The organism is Bradyrhizobium sp. SK17, assembly GCF_002831585.1.
In the GTDB taxonomy this organism is placed as follows: Bacteria; Pseudomonadota; Alphaproteobacteria; order Rhizobiales; family Xanthobacteraceae; genus Bradyrhizobium.
Genome location: NZ_CP025113.1, coordinates 5,400,084 through 5,423,621, shown reverse-complemented (window position 1 = coordinate 5,423,621; position 23,538 = coordinate 5,400,084). Strand labels below are relative to the sequence as shown.

The following is a 23,538-nucleotide window of genomic DNA, read 5'->3' as shown; positions in this document are numbered from 1 at the left end:
CTGGTTCACTGATCAGAGTAGGTCGGCTCCCGCCGTTCGCGGAACGCGGCGACGGCCTCGGCATGATCAGCCGTCTCCAGCAGGATGACCTGCTGCCTGTCCTCGATCATCAGTGCCGCGTCCAGGCTCGGCGCGTCGATCAGCGTGTTGAGCGCCTGCTTGGTCATCCGCAGTCCCATCGGTGACACCCGCAGCATCTCCTCGGCGAAGGCGATCCCGCGCGCGAGCAGCGCATCCGGCGCAACGATGTCGCTCACCAGGCCGATCGCCTGGGCGCGCTCGGCCTTGATGAACCGCCCCGTCAGCAGGAACTCGGAGGCGACGGACAGGCCGACGAGGCGCGGCAGCAGATAGCCCGATCCCATATCGCAACCACCGACACCGATCTTGATATAGGCGGCATTCATCCGCGCATCGGGCGCGGCGAAGCGGACGTCGCAGGCGAGCAGGAAGGAGAAGCCGGCGCCGCAGGCCGCGCCGTGGGCCAGGCCGACGATCGGTTGCGGACAGGACCGCATCAGGCGGATCACGCCGGAGTAGTTCTGCTGCATCTTGAGCTGGCGCTGTGGCCGACCGTTGCCAGGCGCGGCGAATGCATCCGTCCCGAGGTCGGCGCCTGCGGAAAAATGCGGCCCGTTGCCGCGCAGGATCACGACGCGTGTTGCCGGACGGTCGTGCAATGCGGAGAAGTAGCCGGTGAGCTCCGCGATCATGGCAGGCGAAACGGCATTGAGCTCGGCGGGGCGGTTCAGGGTCAGGAGGTCGATCGGACCCCGGGTCTCGACGGTGATGGTGGTCGGCTCTGTCACGGGTGTGCTCCCATTGTCGTTGATCGCCAGTTGATCGTTATTCGTAATATAGTGTACGATAATCGGATGCAATCCGCACCGGCGCCCTGGCGGGCCAGGCGACGACAAGAGTTGAGGGAGCCTCGAAATGCCATACCAGTCCGTGTTCAGGCCGGACCTGTTCCAGGGCCAGACCATCATCGTGACCGGCGGCGGCAGCGGGATCGGACGCTGCACCGCGCACGAACTCGCGGCGCTCGGCGCCAATGTCGCGATCCTCGGGCGGACGATCGAGAAGCTCGTCGAAGTGCAACACGAGATCGAGGAGGATGGCGGGCAGGCGATGAGTCATGCTTGCGACATCCGCGATGAGACCATGGTGGTCGGCGCCGTCGACGCGGTGCTCGCGCGCTACGGCCGGATCGACGGGCTGGTCAACAATGCCGGCGGACAGTTTCGCGCACCGTTGAAGACGATTTCGACCAAGGGGTTCGAGGCCGTGGTGCGCAACAATCTGACCGGCGGATTCATCTTCATGCGTGAGGTCTATAACCGCTGGATGGAGGCCAATGGCGGCGCCATCGTGAACATCATCGCCGACATCTGGCACGGCTGGCCCGAATTCGGCCATTCGGCCGCGGCCCGTGGCGGCATGCTGACGCTGACCGAGACGGCGGCGTGCGAATGGTCCGGTTCCGGCGTGCGGGTGAATGCGGTGGCGCCCGGCGGCATCGTCTCGAGCGGCTTCGATACCTACACGCCGGAGATGCAGAAGAAGCTGCACGACTTCACCGAGCGGGTGCCGCTACAGCGGTTCGGCACGGAAGCCGAGGTTTCCGCCGCGATCGCCTATCTGCTGTCGCCGGCGGCTGCCTACATCACCGGCTCCTGCCTTCGCGTCGATGGCGGAACGCCGAACGCGCGTACCACCTGGAAGCTGGAACCGCACAGCCGCAGCGTTCCCTTCGAAGGCTTTCATCGCGTCAAGCTGCCGGAGGTGATGAAACGCAAGGCCAGCGCGTAGCCGGCCTCAGTCGACCGCGATGATCAGCTTGCCGTGGTTCTCGCCGCGGTAGAGCTGGGCAATGGCGCCCGGCGCATGGTCGAGGCCGGGCAGGATCTCCTCGCCGTGAACGATCTTGCCGGCCAGCGCCAGCTCGGCCAGCTGCGCCGCCGCGTCGGCGAACTCGGCGAGGTGATCGAAGATGATGAAGCCCGACCAACGCAAACGGCGGGTGAGAATTTCGCGTTCGGGTCGAGGCCCCGCAGGAGTGGGGGTCCAGGATGTGTTCGCCGCCGTGCCGCACTGGATCACGCGTCCGCGCAGGCGCATGGTGCGGATTGCCGCATCAGCAATCGCGCCACCGGTGTTATCGAAGAAGATATCGTTGCCATCGGGGCAGGCGGCGCGGATCGCCGCGGCGAGGTCGGCCGCCTCGCGATAGTTGATCATGTCCTGATAGCCGTAGCGTGCCTTTGCGTGCGCGGCCTTGTCGGCGGAACTGGTGAGGCCGACCGCACGGCAGCCGGCGATCGTCGCGAGCTGACCGACAAAGCTGCCAACACTGCCTGCCGCGGTTGACACCAACACATGCTCGCCGGGCTTGGGATTGCCGAGGCCATGAAAGGCGAGATAGGCGGTGATGCCATTCATGCCGAGCACGCTGAGATTGGCGGCGAGCGGAAGGCGCGACGGCATGACGCGGCGCAGCACGGCGTCCGGCGTCGTGACGCAATAACGCTGCCAGCCGAACCATCCATAGACGTGCTCGCCGGCGCGATAATCGGGAACGTTGCTCTCCAGGATTTCACCGACCGCGAGCGCGCGCATCGGCGCGTCGAGCGGCACCGGCGCGCTGTAGTTCCCTTCGTCATTGGCCCAGCCGCGCTGCGCCGGATCGACCGAGAGGTAGCGATTGCGGATCAGCATTTCGCCCTGGCCGGGCGCGGCCGCGGGCGCCGTCACGATCGAGAAATGCTCCGGCTGCGGGATGCCGCGCGGCCGCGCCGTCAGGCGGACCTGTCGATTTTCGCGAACGGACATGCGTGGCCCTCACAATTAGTACGCTTGTGTACGATATGACTATACGGTAGAAAACCGGCGGGAGACAAGGAAATCCGGACGGCAGCGCCGTCCGCGACGCCTGCAACAAAGCGCAAGAGGAAAAGACATGGCAGGGCTCTATTTCGAGCAATTTTCGGTCGGGCAAACCTTCGTCCATGAAATCCGGCGCACGGTGACCGACATGGACAACATCCTGTTCTCGTCGCTGACCTACAACCCCGCGGCAGTGCACATCGACCATGAGTATGCGAAGGGCACCGAGTTCGGCAAACCGCTGATGAATTCGATCTTCACCCTCGGCCTGATCATCGGACTGTCGGTGCAGGATACGACGCTTGGAACCACGGTTGGCAATCTCGGCATGGAGGATACCAGGTTTCCGAAGCCGGTGTTTGCCGGCGACACGCTGCGTGCCGAGACCAAGGTCGTCGCGGTGCGCGAGAGCAAGTCGCGGCCGACCCAGGGCATCGTGACCTTCGAGCATCGCGGCTTCAACCAGCGCGACGAGGAGGTGATGTATTGCCGCCGCAACGGGTTGATGATGCGGAGGCCGGCATGAAGCTGCGCTCGCTTCTGTTCGTGCCGGCCGACAGCGAACGCAAATTCGCCAAGGCTGACGGGATCGGCGCCGATGCCCTGATCCTGGATCTCGAGGATTCCGTCGCGCCCGGCCGCAAGGCGCTTGCGCGTGACGCCGTCAAGACCTTGCTCGGCGGCGGCCCGAGAAACTGGTCCTTTCTGGTGCGGATCAATCCGTTCGGCACCGGGCTGACGCTCGAGGATCTGGCGGCCGTCGTCCGCCCCGGGCTTGACGGCCTGCTGCTGCCCAAGGTCAACGGCATCGAGGACGTCGATCTGATCTCGCACTATGTCGACGTGCTCGAAGTTGCGGCCGGCGTTCCGGCCGGTCACGTCAAGCTGCTGACGGTTGCCACCGAAACCCCGGCTGCGATGATCGGCTTCAGCGGCTATGCGCGCAAGAACAAGCGGCTGGTCGGCGTGACCTGGGGCGGCGAGGATCTGAGCGCGGCGCTCGGTGCGCTGACGCCGCGGGAAGCCGATGGAAGCTGGACCTTCCCGTATCAGGTGGCGCGCGCGCAATGCCTGTTTGCCGCCGGCGCCGCCGGCGCGGCCGCGCTCGAAACCCTCTATGTCGATTTCAGGGATCAGCAGGGGCTCGCCGAGAGTTGCAAGATCGCCCGGCGCGACGGCTTCGTCGGCCGCATCGCGATCCATCCGGATCAGGTCGCGACCATCAACACCTGCTTCACGCCGTCTGATGAAGACCTGGCGCATGCGCGGCGCGTCGTTGCGGCGTTTGCGGCTGCGCCCGATGTCGGCACCGTCGGGATCGACGGCAAGATGTACGACATTCCGCATCTGGTTGCCGCGAAACGCACCTTGGCGTCGGTCGGAGAGGGCAATTCGAATGGATAGATCGTTTGCCAATCAGCTTGATGTACCGGAGGACCACGCCGCAATTCGCGAAGGTGTTCGAGGGGTCGTGTCGCGCTTCGACGACGAGTATTGGCTGGCCCGCGATGACGACGGCGAGTTTCCCCGCGAATTCCATCGCGCGATGGCGGATGCCGGCTGGCTCGGCATCACGATGCCGGAAGAGTACGGCGGCGCGGGCCTCGGCGTCACCGAAGCCGCGATCATGATGCATGAGGTGGCGAGCCATGGCGGCGGCATGACGTCGGCGTCGGCCGTGCATATCAATCTCTTCGGTCCGCATCCGATCGTGGTGAAGGGCACCGACGACCAGAAGCGGCGCTGGGTGCCGCGGCTGGTGTCCGGCGAGGACCAGTGCTGCTTCGGCTTCACCGAGCCGGATGCCGGGCTCAACACCACACGCATCAAGACCTTTGCGGAGAAGGTGCCGGGCGGCTATGTCGTCCACGGCCAGAAGGTCTGGACCTCAACGGCGCAGGTCGCCAACAAGATCATGCTGCTGACGCGGACCACGAAGTTCGAGGACTGCAAGCGGCCGACCGACGGCATCACCATCTTCTATACCGATCTCGACCGTTCGAAGATCGAGGTGCGCCGGATTCCGAAGATGGGGCGCAAGGCGGTCGATTCCAACGCCATCTTCATCGACGGCCTGTTCATTCCGGAAGCCGACCGGATCGGCGAGGAGGGCAAGGGCTTCTCCTACATCCTGCACAGCCTCAATCCCGAGCGCATCCTGATCGCGGTCGAGGCCATCGGGATCGGACAGGATGCGCTGCGCCGCGCCACTCGCTATGCCAGGGAGCGCGTGGTGTTCGATCGTCCGATCGGGCAGAACCAGGCGATCCAGCATCCGCTCGCCGAAAAGTGGATGTATCTGGAGTCAGCCTGGCTGATGGCGATGCGCGCGGCCTGGCTCTACGATTCGGGCAAGGCCTGCGGTGCCGAGGCCAACAGCGCGAAACTGCTCGGGGCGCGTGCCGGCCACGACGCCGCTTGGCAGGCGATCATGACCCATGGCGGCTTTGGCTATGCCAAGGAGTATCACGTCGAGCGGCTGTTCCGCGAGGTCTCGATCACCCGCCTGGCGCCGATCACCGAGCAGTTGATCCTGAGCTTCATTGCCGAGAAGGTGCTCGACCTGCCGAAGAGCTATTGACGTGCCGAGACGCGGACGCAGAAGCCGCCCGCGTCAGAGGTTGCGCGAGATCAGCTCGCGCATGATCTCCGAGGTGCCGCCGTAGATACGCAGCACGCGCGCATCGGCAAACAGGCGGCAGATCTCGTATTCGCGCATGAAGCCGTAGCCGCCGAAGAATTGCAGGCACTGGTCGACGAGGCGGCCATGCATCTCGGTGGTCCAGAGCTTCGCGGTCGAAGCCGCGTAGGTAGTGAGCTCGCCGCGGATATGCTGGCTCAGGCACTGGTCGACATAGGCCCAGCCGACCTGGAGGTCCGATTTCAGATCGGCCAGCTTGAAGCGGGTGTTCTGGAAGGTTCCGACCGCCTGACCGAACGCCTTTCGTTCCAGGACGTAGGTCTTGGTGATGTCGAACGCTTTCTGCGCCGACGCGATCGAGTGAAGCGCGATCGTCAGCCGCTCCTGCGGCAGCTCGCTCATCAGGGCCGCCATCGCGCCGCCTTCGGACCCGAGCAGGTTGCTGACGGGAACGCGCACCTGGTCGAAGAACAGCTCCGACGTGTCGGAGGAGAGATGGCCGAGCTTGTCGAGATTGCGACCGTGCCGGAAACCCGGACGATCGGTCTCGACCAGGACCAGGCTCATGGCGCGCGAGCCGCCATCCGGATTGGTGCGGGTCACCACGATCACGAGGTCGCACATCTGGCCGTTGGAGATGAAGGTCTTCTGTCCTGAGATGACGTACTCGTCGCCCTCGCGGACCGCACGGGTTCGAACGCCTTGCAGATCGCTGCCGGTGCCGGGCTCGGTCATGGCGATGGCGCAGACGGTCTGGCCGGCGATCATGCGCGGCAGCCATTTCGCCTTCTGCTCCTCGGTGCCGTAGCTCAGCAGGTAACCGCAGCAGACGTCGTTATGAACCGAGAAGTCGGTCGCGGGACCGGCGAAGCCGGAATAGGCGAGCTCCTCGATGACGACGGCGTTGTGGCGGAAGTCACCGCCGATGCCGCCATACTGCTCGGGAACCTGGGGGCAGAGCAGGCCGGCTTCGCCGGCTGCCGGCCACAGCGCGCGGTCGATGATGCCGGCCTTCTCCCATTCCTGGAATCGCGGTTCGATCCTGGCCGCAGCAAAACGGCGGACACTGTCGCGCAGCAGCGCGTGCTCTTCGTCATAGACCGGGCGATTTGGCAGCATGTCCGTCGAACCGTCTGTTGGAACTAGAAGGCGACCTGGTCGCCGCCCTTGAGTTGGAGAATGTCGCGCGCCTCGTCGGGGCTCGCGATCTCGAGGCCGAGGCCCTCGATGATCTTGCGCACCTGGGTCACCTGGGCGGCGTTGGTTTCGGCGAGCCGGCCGGCGCCGAGCCACAGGCTGTCTTCAAGGCCGACCCGGACATGACCGCCCATCGCCGCCGCCATCGCCGCGACCTGCATCTGGGCGCGGCCGGCGCCTAGCACGGACCAGCGATAATTGTTGCCGAACAGGCGATCGGCGGTCCGCTTCATGTGCATGACATCGTCCGGATGCGAACCGATGCCGCCGAGCAGGCCGAAACAGGTCTGGATGAACAGCGGCGCCTTCACCAGGCCTTCGGTCCAGAAGTAGTGCAGATTGTAGAGATGGCTGGTGTCGTAGCACTCGAACTCGTAGCGCGCGCCGGAGCTGTTGAGCGTCTCCAGCGCGTAGCGGATGTCCTTGAAGGAATTGCGGAACACGAGGTCGTGGGAGCCCTCCAGCATCTGCGGCTCCCAGTCATGCTTGAACTCCTTGTAGCGCTTCAGCATCGGAAACAGGCCGAAGTTCATCGAGCCCATATTGAGGCTCGCGACCTCCGGCCTCCATGTCGCTGCCGGACGCACGCGTTCCTCGACCGTCATGTAAGGCGAGCCGCCGGTCGTGAGATTGACGACGACGTTGGAGCTCTGCTTGATCACGCGCAGGAAGGGCTCGAACGCTTCAGGCGATTGATCGGGACGTCCGTCGACCGGGTTGCGTGCGTGCAGATGCACGATCGCAGCCCCGGCCTCGGCGGCCCCGAGCGCGGCCGCGGCGATCTCCGCCGGCGTCACCGGCAGATGCGGTGACATCGAGGGCGTGTGGATCGATCCGGTGACCGCGCAGGAGATGATGACCTTGGGTGACGCCATTGCTCTATTTCTTGGCTTGCCGTCAACGCGCGAATTTGTGGAAGTCCGGGTCGCGCTTCTCGTTGAAGGCATTGACGCCTTCCTTCGATTCCGCCGTGTCGTAGAACAGCTTCACGGCATGGAGCGCGAAGTTGCTGATGCCGCGGATGTTGTCGGAATCGGCGTTGAAGGAGCGCTTGGCCAGCGCGATCGCGGTGGGCGAGCGCTGTGCGAGCTTGTCGGTCCAGTCCTTCACGGCAGCATCCAGCTCCGCCATCGGAACGACCTTGTTGACGAGGCCCATCTCGCAGGCCTGCTTGGCGCTGTAGCGTTCGTTGAGGAACCAGATCTCGCGCGCCTTCTTGTCGCCGACGTGACGCGCCAGGAACGCCGTGCCCCAGCCGGCGTCAACCGAGCCGACCTTGGGGCCGACCTGCCCGAACTGGGCGTGCTCGGCCGCGATGGTCAGGTCGCACAGCGTAGCGAGCACGTTGCCGCCGCCGATCGCAAAGCCGTTGACCCGGGCGATCACCGGTTTCGGCACATCGCGGATCAGGCCCTGGATCTCATCGATCGGCAATCCAACCACGCCACGGCCGTCATACTGGCCCTCATGCGCGGATTGGTCGCCGCCGGTGCAGAATGCCTTCTCACCTGCGCCAGTCAGCACGATGCTTGCGATATCGCGATCATTGCCGGCGATCTGGAACGCATGGATGAGCTCATCCAGCGTGCGCGCGCGGAATGCGTTGTAGACCTTCGGCCGGTTGATGATGATCCAGGCGGCGCGATCGCGCACGTCATAGACGACGTCGGTGAATTGTTTCGGATCGGTCATGGCGTTTCCTTCCGCTGATTAGATCATGTTCATTCCGCCGGAGACGGAAATGGTTTGCCCGGTGATGAATTTGCCGTCGTCGGATGCCAGCATGGCGACGATCCCGCCGTAATCGTCCGGCTCGCCCATCCGCTTGAGCGGAATGCCCCGCACCATCGCGTCCTTCCACTTCACGGCATGCTCGCCTTCGCCGAGCACCGCCGCCATCATTGGCGTGTTGGTCGGGCCCGGACAAACGGCGTTGCAAAGGACGTTCTTGCGCGCCAGCTCCCGCGCCAGCGACTTGGTGAAGGAGATCAGGCCGCCCTTGCAGGCGGAGTAGACGGCCTCGTCGCTGGTGCCGACCCGCGCGGCATCGGAGGCGATGTTGACGATCCGTCCGCCGCCGCGTTCGGCCATCAGGGGCGCGATCGCCTTGTGGGTGTTGAGCGGCCCGTAGAGATTGATCCGGATGATCTTGTCCCAGAGCTCCCGGTCGGTCTTCAGGAACGGCATCGGACGGTCCCAGCCGGCGTTGTTGACCAGCAGCCAGATCGGGCCAAGCTCGGCTTCGACCTTGGCGACGGCCGCCTCGACCGATCCGGCATCGCCGACATCGACCGCATAGGTCTTGATGACGGCCTGCGGCGCGAGCTTCGCGGTCTCTTCACCACCCTGCGGGTTGATGTCGAAGATCGCGACCTTGCAGCCTTCTTCCGCCAGCCGCAGCGTCAATCCCCGTCCGATGCCCTGTCCGCCGCCGGTCACGACGGCAACCTTTCCCGATAGGCCCTTCAACGCTGATCTCCCTTGTCGTTTGTCGTTCTGTCGCTTCGTGCGATTTCGGTGGTTCAGGAGGCCGCTATGAGGCCGACCCGTTCTTCTGAATGTCGAAGCCGCGCTGTGAATACATCTGCCGGGCGATGATCGTCTTCATGATCTCGATCGAGCCGCCGGCGATCTTCACCACCCGCGCGTCGGCATAGGCGCGGGCGATCGGATACTCCCACATATAACCCCAACCGCCGAACAGTTGCAGGCACTCGTCGACGGTTTCGCAGTGCAGCTCCGAGGTGAACATCTTGGCCATCGCGGCGTCCACCGGATCGAGCTTGCCCTCCATGAACAGCGCGATGCACTTGTCGGTGAACACCCGCGCCACGGCCGCCTTGGTCTTCAGTTCGGCAAGTTTGAACTGGGTGTTCTGGAAGTCGGCGAGCTTCTGGCCGAAAGCGCTGCGCTCGGCGGTGTATTGCAGGGTCCACTCGATCACGGTTTCGGTCACCGTCGCCGAGCGGATCGCCTGCGCCAGTCGTTCCTGGGCCAGCTTGGTCATCATCTGGGCAAAGCCGCGGCCTTCCGCGCCGAGCATGTTGCTGGCTGGAATGCGGACATGGTCGAAGAACAGCTCGGAGGTGTCCTGCGCCCGCATGCCGAGCTTTTCGAGATTGCGGCCGCGCTTGAAGCCCTCGCGGTTGCTCTCGACGATGAACAGCGTGACGCCCTTGGCGCCAGCCTGGCTGTCGGTCTTGGTCGCCAGCACGACGAAGTCGCAGAGCTGGCCGTTGGAGATGAAGACCTTCTGGCCGTTGATGACGAAATCGTCGCCGTCGCGCGTTGCGCGGGTCCGGATCGCCTTGAGATCGCTGCCGGCATGCGGTTCCGTCATGCCGAGCGAGCCGATGGCTTCACCCGACACCATCTTCGGCAGCCATTTGCGCTTCTGCGCCTCGCTGCCGAACGACAGCAGATACGTGGCGACGAGATCGGTGTGGATCAGAAAGCCTGGGCCGCTCGCGCCGGCGCGCCAGAGTTCCTCGAACACGACGACGTCGAAGAGGTAGTCGAGGCCCATGCCGCCGTATTCTTCGGGGACCGTGCAGCAGAGCAGGCCGGCAGCGCCCGCCTTCAGCCAAAGCTCCCGCGGCACGATACCGTCCTCTTCCCATTGGGCGTGGAACGGCACGATCTCGCGGTCGACGAAGCGACGGACCGTTTGCCGGAATATTTCGTGCTCTTCGCGAAAGATCGTCCGCTCGATCATTGTCAAACTGCGTCCCGTCTGATTTAGTTTGCTAGTGTACAGTATTCGGTTTGGGTATACAACCGAAGGCGGGATCAGCGCAAGCCTGATCGTACACCAATGAACTTTAATCGGGGGGCCAGGGATGCCGATCGGACCGGAGCTGAAGCAGTTTCGCATGGAGCTGGCAGGAAACGGCGTCCTGCACCTGATCTTTGACATGCCCGGCCGCTCGATGAACGTGTTCTCGAACGCGGCGATCGAGGAACTCGGCGTGTTTGCGGACTGGCTCAGGCAGAGCGACGTCGCGGGCGTCGTGATCAGCTCCGGCAAGTCTTCCGCGTTCTGCGCCGGCGCCGATCTGGCCGAGCTCGAGACCGCCTACGACATGATCATGGCCGCACCGCCGGGCGAACGCGATCGCCTGGCCTTCGACCATTTCTTTCGGTTGAGCCATGGTTTGCGCCGGCTGGAGACCGCCGGCAAACCGATTGCGGTGGCGGTTGCCGGCCTCGCATTGGGCGGTGGTTGTGAGTTCACGCTCGCGGCCCATCACCGGGTCCTCGCCGACCACCCGCAGGCGACCTTCGGCCTGCCGGAATCGCTGGTCGGATTGCTGCCGGGCGGCGGCGGAACCCAGCGGCTGCCGCGCCTGATCGGAATAGCGGCCGCGCTTCCGGTGCTGCTCGATGGCGCCAGGATCAACGGACAGGCGGCGATCGCCGCGGGCCTTGCGCATGAGTTGGCGGCACCGGGCGAGGAAATCGCGGCGGCAGAACGATGGGTCCTGTCGCGTCCGGCTGCCACGCAGCCCTGGGATCGTCCCGATTGGCGATCGGCCACCGCGCAGCGCGTCGCAGGCGAGATCGACGGGTCGCGGACCAAAATGCTGGCCGACACCCTCGGGCACTATCCGGCCCCGGTCGCGATCCTCGATTGCGTCGCGCAGGGATTGCCGCAGGACTTCGACACGGCGATCAGGACCGAGATGCAGATCTTCGCGAGACTGATCCAGCGCCGCGAGCCGCGCAACATGATCAGGACGTTGTTTCTCGGCAGGCTCGACTATGAGCGGCTGAAGAAGAAGGGGCTCGATCCAAAACTCACGCAAGCCGTAACGGCGGTCTCCGACGCGCTGGCGGCGCAGTCGGAGCCTGGACAAGAGCTTGCGGAGGCGTTCGCCCGGGCCGGCTTCCGTGCCGACGGGCAGCGCAAAGCCAGCTTCGACGGCCGGATCGCGGGCGGCGCCTATTGGCACGACGATGAGCCGAAGAGCTGGGGCAAGGAGCTGCTGCGCGCACGCCTCGTGGCCGCCGACTCCGCTGCCGCGCGCTGGCGCTCTGAACTCGATGAACCGGAACGTCGCGCCGCCGACTACGTCCTGGTCACGCAGCAAGGTTTTCCGGCCTATCTCGGCGGCTTGTTTGCCGTCGGGCTGCATTGAACCGGATTCAGAAGGAGAGATGATCGTGTCAAGACCGCTCGATGGCATCAAGGTGCTGGATCTCTCGAAGGTGCTGGCCGGGCCGCTCTGCGCGCAATATCTCGGCGACCTCGGCGCCGAGGTCATCAAGGTCGAGGCGGTGGGGCAGGGTGATGAGACGCGAGGATGGCCGCCGTTTCCGGCGCCCGGGCTGGGCACCGTGTTCCTGAGCGCCAACCGCAACAAGCGCAGCATTGCGATCAACATGAAGTCGGACAAGGGACGCAAGCTGGTGCATACCCTGGCGAAGTCCGCCGATGTCGCCATCGAGAGCTTTGGCACCGGTGTGGCCGAGCGGCTCGGCATCGACGCGGCGACGCTTTGCGCACTCAACGACCGACTGGTCCATTGCAGCATCTCCGGCTTCGGCCGGACCGGTCCACTCAAGAATTCGCCTGGCTACGATGTGATCCTGCAAGCCTTCGGAGGCATCATGTCGATGACCGGCGATGAGGGCGGCGGCTATATCCGCAGCCCGATCTCGCCGATCGACCAGATGACCGGCGTGCATGCCTTCAGCGGCATCCTGGCCAGCCTGCTTGCGCGGCAGAAATCGGGCAAGGGCGGGGCGATCCAGGTCTCGCTGTTCGATACCGCGCTCGGACTGCTCGGCTACAATTTGCAGACATATTGGCAGCGCGGCACGCAGCCCGCCAAATGCGGTTCGAGCCACGAGTCGCTGTGTCCCTACCAGGCGTTCGAGGCCGCGGACGGGCCGATCATGATCGGCGTGGCCAACGACAATCTCTGGCGCAAGTTCTGCGCGATCGCGAGCCTCGGCGCGATCGTGGACGATCCGAAGTTCCGGACCAATGCGGAGCGGGTCAAGCACCGCGCCGAAACGCTGCATCATGTGCAGGCCATCATCGGGACGCGAACGGTTGCGGATTGGAACGATGCGCTGAACGAGGTCGGCATTCCCTGCTCGCCGATCAACACGCTCGCCCAGTTGCTGGACCATCCGCATACCAAGGCAGATGAGTTGATCATGCAATATGATCATCCGGCCGCGGGTCGCCTGAACTGCGTCGGTCATCCCGTCACATTCGTCGGCGAAGCGCGTGCGCCGGGCCTGCCGCCGCCGATGCTCGGACAGCATACCGACGATGTCCTGAAAGAGATGGGCCTTTCGGACGCGAGCATCGCGGAACTACGCCGCGACGAAGTCGTCAGCTGACCAACGCGACCCTTGCCGGCCCTGTCGGGCGGGTGAGGTCTGCCGTAGGGCAATCGCATATGACAGTGAACGGCTTTGCGCAGTTGTTACCACATTCGTCATGGCCGGGCTTGTCCCGGCCATCCACGTCTTTGTCACGCGGAAGCCATGACGTGGATGCCCGGCACAAGGCCGGGCATGACGAAATTTATGGCGAGATCGAGCACATATGCGATTGCCCTGGGGGCTGCCGGGAAGCTCCGGCAGACACTGGGCTCAGGGCTACTCTTCGAGAAGCTTCCATGACGTTTTCTCGAAGATGGCCATCCGCAAGCTGCGATAGGGGGCATAGTTCTCCTTCGAATTGGAGAGCTCGATGCCCGGCAGCAGCATGCCGACCCGCTCCTTGTTGAAGCTCGTCGCCTGGGCCAGCAGGCTTTCGCGTGTCAGATTGTCGCCGCATCGTTGCAGGCCCTTCGCGATCGCCTGCGCATTGATGTAGCCGGACAGCGCGATGAAATCGTTCGGACTGTCATTCGGCGCCCATTTCTTCATGAAGGCGACATAGTCCTTCACCTCCTGGTCGTCTGCCCAGGCCGGATCGCCGGCCTGCTTGGTGAACTGGGTCGTGTAGGCGCCCTGAACGTTGTCGAGCCCGGCCGGCATCAACACGCCCTGGATCGAGTTGACGGGGCTGGCCAGGAATTGCGCCGGCTTCCAGTTCAGCTCGTTCAATTTCTTGATCGCCTGCGCGGCAAACTTCGGAGTCGCAAAGTAAATGATCGTATCGGCGCCCGATGCCTTGAGCTTGAGGATCTCGGAATCGACGGTCGGATAGCTCAGTTCGTAGGGCGCTTCCGCCACGATCTTCGCCGTGCCATCGGCGCCCAGACCCGCCTTGAAGCCGGTGAGGTAATCCTTGCCGTAGTCGTCGTTCTGATAGAGCACCGCGACCTTCGCGTTCGGCATCTTCCTGGCGATGAACTTGCCGAAGGTCGCGCCTTCCATCTCGAATGGCGGATAGAACGGTACGGTCCAGGGGAAATTCTGCGGATCGTTGAAACGGCGGCCACCGGCGGAGATGAAGACTTGCGGGACCTTGTTCTGGTTCAGGTACTTCTGAACGGCAACGTTGGGGACGGTGCCAACCGTGCCGACTTCGGCAAGCACGCCGTCATCATCGACCAGCTTGCGGGTTTGCTCGATGGCCTTCGGCGGACTGAATGCGTTGTCCAGCGAGATCAGGTTCACCTTCCTGCCGTTGATGCCGCCGCGCTCGTTCAACATCTGGAAGTAGCCGGTCATGACGCGGCCATAGCTCGAGAAGGCCGATGCGGGCCCGCTATAGGGCACGGTCTGGCCGATCTTGATTTCGGTATCGGAGACGCCCGGGCCATACTGTTTGTCGGCAGCACCGGCCGCGCTGGCGAAAACGAGCGCGGACACCCCGAGCAGAATCGCAATTCTCATGGTTTCTTCCCTGCCATTCGAGCCGTGTTTTCCGGCTTCAATATGTACGCACATATACCATATGGTAGAAAACTAAAATATGCGACGGCGCGTCGCGTCCGACTTTGTCCCGGAAGCCGACGTCGCCGAGCGATATGGTCACTATCGTCGCGCGATGCGGCACAGCCATGCCTTGAATGCGGTCGCGATTGTGCTAGAGATGGTACGTAAGTGTACGAATTATGGAATGCCGCGGTCGACAGCGGCGCAGGGAGGGGATCATGGCTGCCTCGGGTGCAACGGCGCTGGCTGCGCTCAGGATCGGCGGACGGGTCGCCTTCGAGCGTCTGGTCCGGCCGAAGGCCCGTCGGGCGGAGGATGTCCCGTGCTCGCCCGAGGCCATTACGCCGGAATGGCTGACTGCGGTCCTTTGCCAGCAGACTCCGGGAGCCGTTGTCACCGACGTCGTGGTGAAGGCATCGAGTGCGGGGACGCACGAGCGTCATCAGTTGATCGTGAGCTACAATGACGCCGGCCAGCGTGCGGGCCTGCCAAGGTCGATGTTCACCAAGTCGCTGCCCAGCATCGTGACCCGGATGATTGGCGGCTTCAACGGCACCGCGCGCGTCGAAGGCCGCTTCTACACGCAACTGCGGCCGCAGCTCGAGATCGAGGCGCCGATCGGCTATCACGCTGCTTTCGATCGCCAGACCTATGCCTCGATGCTCCTGCTCGAAGACATGGTGGCGACCAAATCAGCGACCTTCTGCAACTACAAGACCTACGTCGATCGCGAGATGGCGGAGGACATGGTCGACGTTCTCGCTGCGCTGCACGCCCGCTTCTACGGCAATGACGAACTCGCGGCGCGCTATCGATGGGTGGCCGGCTATCCGCGTTGGTTCACCATCGGCGCGGAGAAGATGAGCCTGGAACATTATACGCGGAAGGCCTTCGATGCCGCCGCGCATGTGATTCCCGCGAGCGTGCTGGCGCAGCGCGATGCGGTCTGGCCTGCGGCGATCCGGGCGCTTGCAGTTCATGACAGCGAGCCGCAGGGGCTGATCCATTCCGATGTGCATATCGGTAACTGGTATCGCACCGGGGCAGGCAAGATGGGGCTGTGCGATTGGCAATGCCTCGCCCGTGGTCACTGGACGCGGGATTTTTCCTATGCGGTGACAGCGGCGCTGACGCCAGACGACCGCCGCAACTGGGAGAAGGATCTACTCCGCCGCTATCTCGACCGGTTCGCCGGATTGACGGGGACCAGGCCGGATTTCGACCAGAGTTTCCTGCACTACCGGCAGCAGATGGTGCATGCGCTCCTGATGTGGACGATCACCCTGTGCCATTCGCCCCTGTTGCCGGCGATGCAGTCGGAGCAGACGACATTGGCGATGATCGGACGAATTTCGACGGCGATGGCCGATCTGGACTCACTGCGCAGCTGATCGGTCGCGCTGACCGAAAATCAAGGGATCAGCCGCTCCCGAGGCGCTGAACAGGCGCCGGGTGCCGGCTCAGGCCGACGAGACCGCCATCGTCGTCTTGAGCGTTGGCTCGTCAATTTGCCCGATCGTTTCGCGCGCAACCGCGACGAAGCGCTCGACAACGCAGTTGATCGGATCGTTCCGCCAGACCAACGAGAACGGGATGGTCAGAGGCGGACTGGCAAACGGTCGGACGCTCACGCCCTTTGGCACCAGACCGACCAGGGACAGCGGGATGAAGCCAATTCCTGCTTCAGCCGCGACAAGCGTCAGGATCGCTGACGCACGGGACATGCGGGCAGCGATCCTCGGCTTGATGTCTGCACGTGCGAAAGCGGACAGGATCCGGTCACCGAAGCGGCTCCCGTCCTCGGGCAGGATGATGGGCTGCTCCCGGAACTGTTCGGGGCAGACGGAAGGGCTGTCGAGCAGCGGAGAGGACTCAGGCATGCATGCAAGCACGGCGTCATCGCCGATGCCGAGGCTCGAGATCTTCGGGTGGGCTTGCAGGTCCGGCACGAACAGGCAATCGAAGGTGCCGTGCAGCAAGGCCCGTTCGGAACCATTGGACGATTGTTCGAGCAGAATGGTGTCGGCATCCGGATAGCGATGCCGAAAATTCTGGATGATCCGCGGCATCGGCGAACTGAGCGCCATCTCGGAGTAGCCGATCCGCAATCGTTCCCTTGAAATGCCACCGGCTGCCCGGGTCTTCTCGGTGAGGGCTTCGATCTGCTCGAGCAGGCCCTGGCCTTCCTGCCGCAACACGCTTCCGGCAGGCGTCAGCCGAACGTTGCGCCGGTTCCGATCGACAAGGCGCACGCCCAGGACATCCTCGAGCCGCTGCAACTGATCCGTCATCGACGATTGGGAAATATTCGCCTTCCGCGCTGCTCGACTGAAGCTCAGCTCGTCCGCCAGATGCAGGAAATAGCGAAGTTGACGCAACTCGATGGGTGGCATCCTCACCTTGCAAACGTCTTATCGGATTGACCGATAAGTCTATCACCGCAGATTCGAAAGCGTCAACGTTGAGCGGCATGCTAGGCGTGACGACAAGAAAGCTATTTGCAGGAGGGCGAATTGCATCGTCGCCTGCGGGAGGAACGATGAAGGCTGCCTTTCCTGTCTCGCCGGGGGAAGTCGATCCAGCGTGGTTGACCGACGTGCTGCGAGCGAACCGGCTGATCGCGCAAGGCGAAAAGGTCGATGGTTTCGAGGCCACCCCGATCGGATTAGGTTTCGGGCAAACCGGCGAGTCCGCGCGCCTGACCTTGCGTTACGCACGATCGGAAACGTCGACAAAAGCGCCGGCCAGCCTGTTCGCGAAATTTGCCACCACCGATCCGGTGAGGCGGAAAGCGTCCAAGGCGATCGGCCTCTACCAGAGAGAGGTCAACTTCTACAACGTCCTGGTGAAGGCCGCGAGCGTCCGGGCGCCGGCCTGTTACTTCGCCGAAACGACCGGCGAGGGCGAGTTCTTCGCGCTGCTGCTCGAGGATTTTCCAAACCACCGCCCGGGTGACGAGACGGTCGGCCTCAAGGTCGAGGAAGCCCGCCTTGCGATCGACCTGATGGCTCAGTTGCATGGCCCGTACTGGGGCAAGATGGCGAAGGTGGATCTCGCGCCGCTGGTGATGCCGGCGCGCGACAGGTATGTCGTCGCCTGGAACGAGATGGAGGCGCGGTTCGGGGAGCACGTTCCGGATCGCTTCCGCGAGGCACGCGAAGCCTATCTCGACGCGATCGTGCCGCTTCAGCAATGGCTCACTTCCCAGCCGTCGACGCTGGGGCACGGTGATCTTCGCCTCGACAATCTGTTGTTCGGGCGGGACGGCAACGACCCGATCGTCGCGGTCGATTGGCAGGCCGTGCGCCCGTCCAAGGGGATGAGGGATTTCGCGTATCTGGTCAGCCACAGCATGAACGTCGACGACCGGCGCGCCCATGAACTCGAGTTGCTGCGGCGCTACGTCGAGCGGATCGGATCGTTCGGCATCCGCTACTCGTTCTAGGACGCACGCGAAGACTATCGCAAGGCGATGTTGTTCGATTTCTGCACGGTGCTCTACATCGTCGGCATCAACATCAACACCCACGAGCGGGCGCTTCGGCGCAAGCACGCCTTGATGACCCGTGCCGTCACCGCGATGCTCGACTGGAATGTGCTCGATCTGCTGCCGGCATTCCGCTGAATGCGAGCCGCAGACGCCGGTCTGACACGTCCGCATGCCGGCTTTCACAGGGGAGCGAGCCAACCAGCGTGGCGCATTGCCAGGCGAGAGGGCCGCGTGGGGGAATATCAATGACGACAGTAACTGCCGTAGGTCCAGTCGTAACCGTGGACCGGCTCTACACCAAGATCGCGTGGCGGATCGTTCCGATCCTCATCCTGATCTTCTTCTTTGCCAATCTCGACCGGGCCAATGTCGGATTTGCCGCCTTGCAGATGCGGCAGGAGTTGGGTTTCAGCAATGCCGCCTATGGCCTTGGCGCCGGCATCTTCTTCATCGGCTATTTCCTGTTCGAGATTCCAAGCAATGTTGCCTTGCAGAAGGTGGGCGCCAAGATCTGGTTTGCCCGCATCGTCCTGACCTGGGGCATGGCCACGATCGCGTTGGCTTTCGTGACGGACACGACCTGGTTCTATGTCCTGCGCTTCGTGATCGGCGCGGCCGAGGCGGGGACTGCGCCGGGTGTCATGCTGTATCTGTCGCAATGGGTTCCGGATAGCCAGCGCGGCCGCTTCAACTCGCTCTACTGGGTCTCGGTGCCGATCGCCTTTGTCGCGGCGGGGCCGCTCTCCGGCCTGATCATGACGCTGTTCCACGGCGTGGCCGGATGCTCCGGCTGGCAATGGTTGTTCGCGATCGAAGGTGCGCTGACCGTCCTTGTCGCGCCGTTGATCGTGTTCGGCCTGGCGAACGATATCGGGGATGCCAAGTGGTTGACCGACGATGAGAAGCGGGTCGCGCAGGATGCGGTCGCCGCGCTCGCGAAGACGGCGGGTGCGCACACTTACAAGGATGCGCTGCGCAAGCCGGAAACGCTGCTGGCGTGCCTGGCCTATTTCTGCCTGCTGATCGGCTATTACGGCATCGCGTTCTGGCTGCCGCAATTGATCAAGCAGGCGGGGATCTCCGACACCATGACGATCGGCTGGCTGTCGGCTTTGCCCTGGCTCGCCGCCGGTCTCGCAGTCGTCTTCGTCGGACCGTTTTCCGATGCCCCGGGCGCAGGGGCGCGGTGCGGACGATCGCCATCCTGATGACCGCGATCGGGTTCGCGATGAGTGCATATTTCAGCGCGAGCGTTCCGCTGTCGCTGTTCGGCCTGACAATGGCGGCGGTCGGTATCCTGGCTGCATCGACCGTGTTCTGGGCCAACCTTGCCCGCATCTACATCGGGGGCGCCGCGGCGGTCGGCTTCGCAACCATCAATTCGATCGGGAATCTCGGCGGCTTTGTCAGCCCCTACATGCTGGGCCTGATCACCGACGCGACCGGTTCGACCGTCCTTGGCATGTACGTCATCGCGGCCAGTGTCGCGATCTCGGGTGTCCTCATGTCGGTCTGCTTCAAGAAATCCGATGCATGAAACCGTGCCGGGCGACGGAGCCGGCCGAAGCGAAGGGAAAATCCAATGATCACTGCGCAGGATCTCGAATATCACTTCACCGACAAGGATGATTACACCTGGGGAGAGACGTACTACCTGCCGGTGTCAATTCCCGAAGAACGCATCTTTGGTCACATCTATGTCTGCGTGCGTCCCGTTCTTGGCTGCATGCAGAACGACGTGCGCTTCATCGGCGCCGTCAGCGAGACCGAGTTCGAGGCGTTGTATGTCGACACCCGCTTCCACCTTCCGGCGCCGGAACGATTCTCGCACATTCACGGTCCAAACGGGCTGAGCGTGAAGGCCGTCAAGCCGCCCCGCGATTATCGCATCGACTATGTCGGCCGCGAGGGCACCGAGTTGCACATGGATATCGTCGGGATCATGGATCCGTTCGATATCCACGATCCCGACCAGAACCCGCTCGCCGGCAAGACCGAGCAGGAACGGCTGGCGCGGACGTCGATGGGGAGCGGCTACAAGGGCCATTACGACATGCACGGCCGCTTCAAAGGCACGCTGAAGCTGCGCGGCAGGGAATACTCGATCGATATCGTCGACAGGATGAACCATAGCTGGGGTCCGCGGCCGGAACTGGAGATCCCGCCGATGAATTCGCTTTGGGCCCAGTTTGGCGAATCCCTCGGGTTTCGTTTCCACATGCATCTGGATCCCGAGAAGCCGGCCGGCGAGGACCAGCGCTTTGCCCATGGCTATCTGCTCGACAACGGCGAGGTGATGGCGATCATGAATGTCGAGATGACGATGACGCGGCTCGGCATCACGCCGATCGTGATCGATGCCCTGGTGACGGACCAGCGTGGCCGCAAGCATCAACTGCGCGGTGTTCCGCTCGCCGGCGCACCCTGGCGCGCTTATGGAAATGCGATCTGCTGGATCGGCTTGATCAGATGGGAGCTCGACGGACGGATCGGTCATGGCTCCGCCCAGGAAAACCATTCGCTTGCCGTCGATGCCCGCTTGCGCGGCCGCCGCTGGACTGACCGCATCCCCGCGATCACCAGCTGACGGAAGGCGGTCGATCCGGTCTCGCCGATCGCTGGAGCGTTTTCGAGCGAAGTGGGTACCGGTTCGCGTGAAGAAAACGCGTCAAGACAAGGACCTAGAGCCCCGTTCCGATTCTATCAGAACGGGGCTCTAGGATGCGCGAGGTGAAATCAGTGTCTCGTTGACGCTTTCGATCCGCAGCGCGTCGATCGACTCACCGGTCACCCTCGTCACGGAGCAATGCCCGATGGTGAATTTCACGGCCGTGGTGAGGCCGAGAATGTGGAGCAGCACGGTCTTGATCGGCATTCCGTGGCTGAAGACCGCGATCGTCGACTGTTTCGGATCGGCCAGGATCGCCGCGAATCCCCGCAACACTCCGTCGCGGAATTCATCGTCGTCTCGTCCAAAGAAACGTGCCGGAGAGATCTGAAATTCTTCCCAGCGTCCGGGATTCTCTTTCCTGATCGTCTCCGGCGAGCGGTAGCGGTCCGTGTAAAGGTCGACTTCTGCGAGGCCATCCATCGTCTCGATTGCGAGGTCGAGCCGTTGCGCGAGTGGTGACGCGGTGTCCTGCGCGCGCATCTGAGGACTGCTGACGATGCGGCCGACGCCTTCGTTCGCCAGCCGGTCCGCGAGCTGCGCCGCCTGGTTCTTGCCCACTTCGTTCAGCGGCGGATCGTGTGGTCGTAGCGGATGGCCTTCGTCGGGCATTCCATGTCGGATCAGGATCAGCTTTGTCATGATTGCTCCGCGGCTGCGCGAGATGCCGCAGCGCACGGCCCGGATTAGGATTTGCGGCGAATACCAGTATATGATAAGCCAGTGTACTAATCGAGTGTCAAACTCGAGTACGTCCACCAGGACGGGGAAATGCTGAAGGCCGGTGCCGGGCGCGATCAAGTATCCGCCGCGCGGTGCCGAGCAATGGCAGGAGGGCCCTTTGCGAGGTCAAGCGCGCAGGCTGGCGGCGCATCGGACAGGCATGTGCCGTCCGGTGATGCATCGTGACAAGGAAGCGCGGTCGTGATCGCGCTGTTGATCGCGAATTCGCTGGCGCTGGCCTCGCTGCTGATCATGCTGTCGAGCGGACTTGCCCTGATCTACGGCCTGCGCGACGTGATCAATTTCGGCCACGGCGCGATCTACATGCTCGGCGCCTATCTCGGCTACACGATCGCCCTCGTTGGCGGGTTCTGGCTGGCGCTGCTGCTCGTTCCGGTCCTGCTGGCGCTGCTCGGGATCGCATTCGAGTATCTGGCGTTGCGGCCGCTGCAGCGCCGCTCGCACATCGAGGTAGCGCTGGTCACGCTCGGGCTCGGCATCATCGTCGGCCAGATCATCATCTACGTCTATGGCGGGGAGGCGCGTAGCGTCGAAGCGCCGAACATCCTGTCCGGTTCGGTAACGATCCTGAACCTGTCTTACCCGGTCTATCGGCTCTTCCTGATCGTGATGGGGCTCGGCTCGTGCGCGTTGCTGGCCCTGTGGCTTCGCTACACGTCGTCGGGCCTGTATGTGCGCGCGGTCAGCCAGGATCCGTCGGTGGCGCGCATGATGGGGATCAATGCCGATCGCCTGAGCCTGCTGGTGACCAGCCTCAGCACCGCATTTGCCGGCATCGCCGGCGTGCTGGCCGGGCCGTATCTGTCGGTCGATCCCGGCATGGACGTCGTGATGATCGTGAACTGCCTGATCATCGTGGTGATCGGCGGCACCGGCAGCATCGGCGGCGCGATCATCGCGGCCTTGCTGTTCGGATTCGTCCAGGTCGCGGGATCGGTATTCCTGCCCAATCTTGCATCGCTCGTACCTTACATCCTGCTCATGGTGGTGCTGTTGATTGCGCCGGGCGGCATCGGACGCGGGAGGGTGCTGGGTTGAGCAACGGCACGATGACCGACGACCTGCACGAAGCTGCGACCACGCTTGGCGGCCCGCTGCCGCGACGATCGCTCGCCATCCTTGGCGGCCTGATCGGGCTCGGCGTGGGCGCCGTCGTGCCGACCTATCTCGCCAGCGATTTCGTTCTGCGTTTGGGCGGCGAGGGTCTGCTGCTGGGGTTACTCGCGCTCAGCGTCGCCTTCCTGATGAACCAGGCCGGGCTGGTGGCGCTCGGCGCAGCCAGCGTCTATGGCGGCGCCGGATATCTGTTCGCGATCGGCATGAGCGACGGGGGGCTGACACCGACCATCGCGTTGTGCGTCGCATTCCTGATCCTGGTCGTCTACGCCATCATGCTCGGGGCACTGATCGTGCGGACCAAGCCTCTCGCCTTCATGATGCTGACGCTCGCCGCCGGCGAGATGATCAGCCACGCCGTGTTGCTCGAGGGATTGCGCGACTACACCGGGGGAGCGGACGGGCTGGTCGTACGGATTAACGGATCCGTGCTCGGCATTGAGGCTGCGCGTTTTGCCGATCCCGCTCAATTCTGGTCACTCGCCTGGATCGTGACCGTGCTGATCGGACTGGCGTTCTGGGGGATCGCACGGTCCCGTCTCGGGTCCGTGCTGCGTGCCATCCGGGAGAACGAAGAACGCATGCGGTTCTCGGGCTTCAACACATTCCTCCCACGGCTGACCGGATATGTGCTGGTCAACGTCGTGGCCGCCATTGCGGGTTTCCTCCACGTGCTCAATGCCGGTTTCGTCTCGCCCGAGAGCCTTGGCCTGTCGGTGAGCACAAACACGCTGGTGGCCGCGCTGATCGGCGGCATCGCCGGTTCGCTCGGGCCAATCCTCGGCGGATTGATCTTCTCCTTTGCGCAGGACGAGTTCGGGGCGCGCGGGCTCACGCAACTGCTGACCGGGATTGCGATCGTGCTCTTCATCGTCGTGTTCCCGCGCGGCGTCGTCGGCGGATTGTCCGGCCTGTCGAAACGGCTCGGCCGGCGGCGGGAGGCGTCCTGAC

General features: G+C 63.7%; 24 protein-coding genes. 14 read left to right on the top strand and 10 right to left on the bottom strand.

Annotation, left to right across the window (positions count from 1 at the left end; translation table 11 throughout):
• Positions 1-5 precede the first annotated feature (5 nt).
• Entirely contained in the window at positions 6-809 is an 804-nt protein-coding gene (locus tag CWS35_RS25005) for an enoyl-CoA hydratase/isomerase family protein (protein WP_210202726.1), read from the bottom strand.
• A 127-nt stretch (positions 810-936) separates the two neighbouring features.
• Here CWS35_RS25005 and CWS35_RS25000 point away from each other — a divergent pair, with 127 nt between their 5' ends.
• The gene (locus CWS35_RS25000; protein ID WP_024584145.1) at positions 937-1,812 is read left to right on the top strand and encodes an SDR family oxidoreductase; all 876 of its coding nucleotides are present in this window, start codon (positions 937-939) and stop codon (positions 1,810-1,812) included.
• Between the two features lie 6 nt (positions 1,813-1,818).
• On the opposite strand, the gene CWS35_RS24995 is transcribed toward CWS35_RS25000, so the two are convergent.
• Positions 1,819-2,832: an NADP-dependent oxidoreductase gene (locus tag CWS35_RS24995; RefSeq protein ID WP_100954365.1), complete on the bottom strand. Its 1,014-nt coding sequence runs from the start codon at positions 2,830-2,832 to the stop codon at positions 1,819-1,821.
• Between the two features lie 127 nt (positions 2,833-2,959).
• Here CWS35_RS24995 and CWS35_RS24990 point away from each other — a divergent pair, with 127 nt between their 5' ends.
• Genes CWS35_RS24990 through CWS35_RS24980 form a run of 3 tightly spaced genes read left to right on the top strand, consistent with a single transcriptional unit; the run spans position 2,960 to position 5,467 of the window.
• Positions 2,960-3,412 carry a MaoC family dehydratase gene (locus CWS35_RS24990; protein WP_024584143.1) on the top strand — a complete coding sequence of 151 codons (453 nt, stop codon included), beginning with the start codon at positions 2,960-2,962 and terminating at the stop codon, positions 3,410-3,412.
• Positions 3,409-4,290, top strand: coding sequence for a CoA ester lyase (locus tag CWS35_RS24985; RefSeq protein ID WP_100954363.1), 882 nt, complete (start codon positions 3,409-3,411; stop codon positions 4,288-4,290). Before CWS35_RS24990 ends, CWS35_RS24985 begins: the two co-directional genes overlap by 4 nt.
• Positions 4,283-5,467 (top strand): acyl-CoA dehydrogenase family protein, encoded by a 1,185-nt coding sequence (locus CWS35_RS24980; RefSeq protein WP_024584141.1) that lies wholly within the window; start codon positions 4,283-4,285, stop codon positions 5,465-5,467. The genes CWS35_RS24985 and CWS35_RS24980 overlap by 8 nt, the downstream gene beginning before the upstream one ends.
• Before the next feature lie 33 nt (positions 5,468-5,500).
• Here CWS35_RS24980 and CWS35_RS24975 read toward each other — a convergent pair whose 3' ends face one another.
• From CWS35_RS24975 to CWS35_RS24955, 5 genes are all read right to left on the bottom strand, one after another.
• Positions 5,501-6,646, bottom strand: coding sequence for an acyl-CoA dehydrogenase family protein (locus tag CWS35_RS24975; RefSeq protein WP_100954361.1), 1,146 nt, complete (start codon positions 6,644-6,646; stop codon positions 5,501-5,503).
• A gap of 23 nt (positions 6,647-6,669) precedes the next feature.
• Positions 6,670-7,599, bottom strand: a complete 930-nt coding sequence (locus CWS35_RS24970; RefSeq protein ID WP_100954359.1) for a 3-keto-5-aminohexanoate cleavage protein — start codon at positions 7,597-7,599, stop codon at positions 6,670-6,672.
• 22 nt (positions 7,600-7,621) lie between these two features.
• The gene (locus tag CWS35_RS24965; protein ID WP_100954356.1) at positions 7,622-8,416 is read right to left on the bottom strand and encodes an enoyl-CoA hydratase-related protein; all 795 of its coding nucleotides are present in this window, start codon (positions 8,414-8,416) and stop codon (positions 7,622-7,624) included.
• A gap of 18 nt (positions 8,417-8,434) precedes the next feature.
• The gene (locus tag CWS35_RS24960; RefSeq protein WP_100954354.1) at positions 8,435-9,193 is read right to left on the bottom strand and encodes an SDR family oxidoreductase; all 759 of its coding nucleotides are present in this window, start codon (positions 9,191-9,193) and stop codon (positions 8,435-8,437) included.
• A gap of 64 nt (positions 9,194-9,257) precedes the next feature.
• Positions 9,258-10,439, bottom strand: a complete 1,182-nt coding sequence (locus CWS35_RS24955) for an acyl-CoA dehydrogenase family protein (protein WP_024584136.1) — start codon at positions 10,437-10,439, stop codon at positions 9,258-9,260.
• A 124-nt stretch (positions 10,440-10,563) separates the two neighbouring features.
• Between CWS35_RS24955 and CWS35_RS24950 the strand changes: the two genes are divergently transcribed.
• Both CWS35_RS24950 and CWS35_RS24945 read left to right on the top strand, forming a co-directional pair.
• On the top strand, positions 10,564-11,862 hold the full coding sequence (locus tag CWS35_RS24950) for an enoyl-CoA hydratase-related protein (RefSeq protein WP_100954352.1): 1,299 nt from the start codon (positions 10,564-10,566) through the stop codon (positions 11,860-11,862).
• 25 nt (positions 11,863-11,887) lie between these two features.
• Positions 11,888-13,078 (top strand): CaiB/BaiF CoA-transferase family protein, encoded by a 1,191-nt coding sequence (locus CWS35_RS24945; RefSeq protein WP_210202725.1) that lies wholly within the window; start codon positions 11,888-11,890, stop codon positions 13,076-13,078.
• Between the two features lie 261 nt (positions 13,079-13,339).
• On the opposite strand, the gene CWS35_RS24940 is transcribed toward CWS35_RS24945, so the two are convergent.
• The gene (locus tag CWS35_RS24940) at positions 13,340-14,527 is read right to left on the bottom strand and encodes an ABC transporter substrate-binding protein (protein ID WP_024584133.1); all 1,188 of its coding nucleotides are present in this window, start codon (positions 14,525-14,527) and stop codon (positions 13,340-13,342) included.
• A 260-nt stretch (positions 14,528-14,787) separates the two neighbouring features.
• Here CWS35_RS24940 and CWS35_RS24935 point away from each other — a divergent pair, with 260 nt between their 5' ends.
• The gene (locus CWS35_RS24935; protein ID WP_157817223.1) at positions 14,788-15,960 is read left to right on the top strand and encodes an aminoglycoside phosphotransferase family protein; all 1,173 of its coding nucleotides are present in this window, start codon (positions 14,788-14,790) and stop codon (positions 15,958-15,960) included.
• Positions 15,961-16,029: 69 nt separating this feature from the next.
• Here CWS35_RS24935 and CWS35_RS24930 read toward each other — a convergent pair whose 3' ends face one another.
• Positions 16,030-16,962 (bottom strand): LysR family transcriptional regulator, encoded by a 933-nt coding sequence (locus CWS35_RS24930; protein ID WP_024584131.1) that lies wholly within the window; start codon positions 16,960-16,962, stop codon positions 16,030-16,032.
• Between CWS35_RS24930 and CWS35_RS24925 the strand changes: the two genes are divergently transcribed.
• The 5 genes from CWS35_RS24925 to CWS35_RS24910 all read left to right on the top strand — a co-directional run bounded on the left by CWS35_RS24925 (position 16,956) and on the right by CWS35_RS24910 (position 20,646).
• A complete protein-coding gene (locus tag CWS35_RS24925; protein WP_157817222.1) occupies positions 16,956-18,014 on the top strand; it encodes a phosphotransferase in 1,059 nt (352 codons plus the stop codon). The genes CWS35_RS24930 and CWS35_RS24925 overlap by 7 nt on opposite strands.
• Before the next feature lie 27 nt (positions 18,015-18,041).
• Positions 18,042-18,194 (top strand): hypothetical protein, encoded by a 153-nt coding sequence (locus tag CWS35_RS39105; RefSeq protein WP_157817221.1) that lies wholly within the window; start codon positions 18,042-18,044, stop codon positions 18,192-18,194.
• Positions 18,195-18,304: 110 nt separating this feature from the next.
• A complete protein-coding gene (locus CWS35_RS24920; RefSeq protein WP_100954344.1) occupies positions 18,305-19,267 on the top strand; it encodes an MFS transporter in 963 nt (320 codons plus the stop codon).
• Positions 19,246-19,596: a hypothetical protein gene (locus tag CWS35_RS24915; protein WP_100954342.1), complete on the top strand. Its 351-nt coding sequence runs from the start codon at positions 19,246-19,248 to the stop codon at positions 19,594-19,596. The genes CWS35_RS24920 and CWS35_RS24915 overlap by 22 nt, the downstream gene beginning before the upstream one ends.
• 45 nt (positions 19,597-19,641) lie before the next feature.
• The gene (locus CWS35_RS24910) at positions 19,642-20,646 is read left to right on the top strand and encodes a hypothetical protein (RefSeq protein ID WP_100954340.1); all 1,005 of its coding nucleotides are present in this window, start codon (positions 19,642-19,644) and stop codon (positions 20,644-20,646) included.
• 129 nt (positions 20,647-20,775) lie between these two features.
• Here the strand turns inward: CWS35_RS24910 and CWS35_RS24905 are convergent, their stop codons facing one another.
• Positions 20,776-21,369: a histidine phosphatase family protein gene (locus tag CWS35_RS24905; RefSeq protein ID WP_157817220.1), complete on the bottom strand. Its 594-nt coding sequence runs from the start codon at positions 21,367-21,369 to the stop codon at positions 20,776-20,778.
• 282 nt (positions 21,370-21,651) lie between these two features.
• On the opposite strand from CWS35_RS24905, the gene CWS35_RS24900 reads away from it, so the two are divergent.
• Together CWS35_RS24900 and CWS35_RS24895 are read left to right on the top strand one after the other, a co-directional pair.
• Positions 21,652-22,509 carry a branched-chain amino acid ABC transporter permease gene (locus CWS35_RS24900; protein WP_100954336.1) on the top strand — a complete coding sequence of 286 codons (858 nt, stop codon included), beginning with the start codon at positions 21,652-21,654 and terminating at the stop codon, positions 22,507-22,509.
• The gene (locus tag CWS35_RS24895; protein WP_100954334.1) at positions 22,506-23,537 is read left to right on the top strand and encodes a branched-chain amino acid ABC transporter permease; all 1,032 of its coding nucleotides are present in this window, start codon (positions 22,506-22,508) and stop codon (positions 23,535-23,537) included. The genes CWS35_RS24900 and CWS35_RS24895 overlap by 4 nt, the downstream gene beginning before the upstream one ends.
• The last annotated feature ends 1 nt before the right edge of the window (position 23,538 follow it).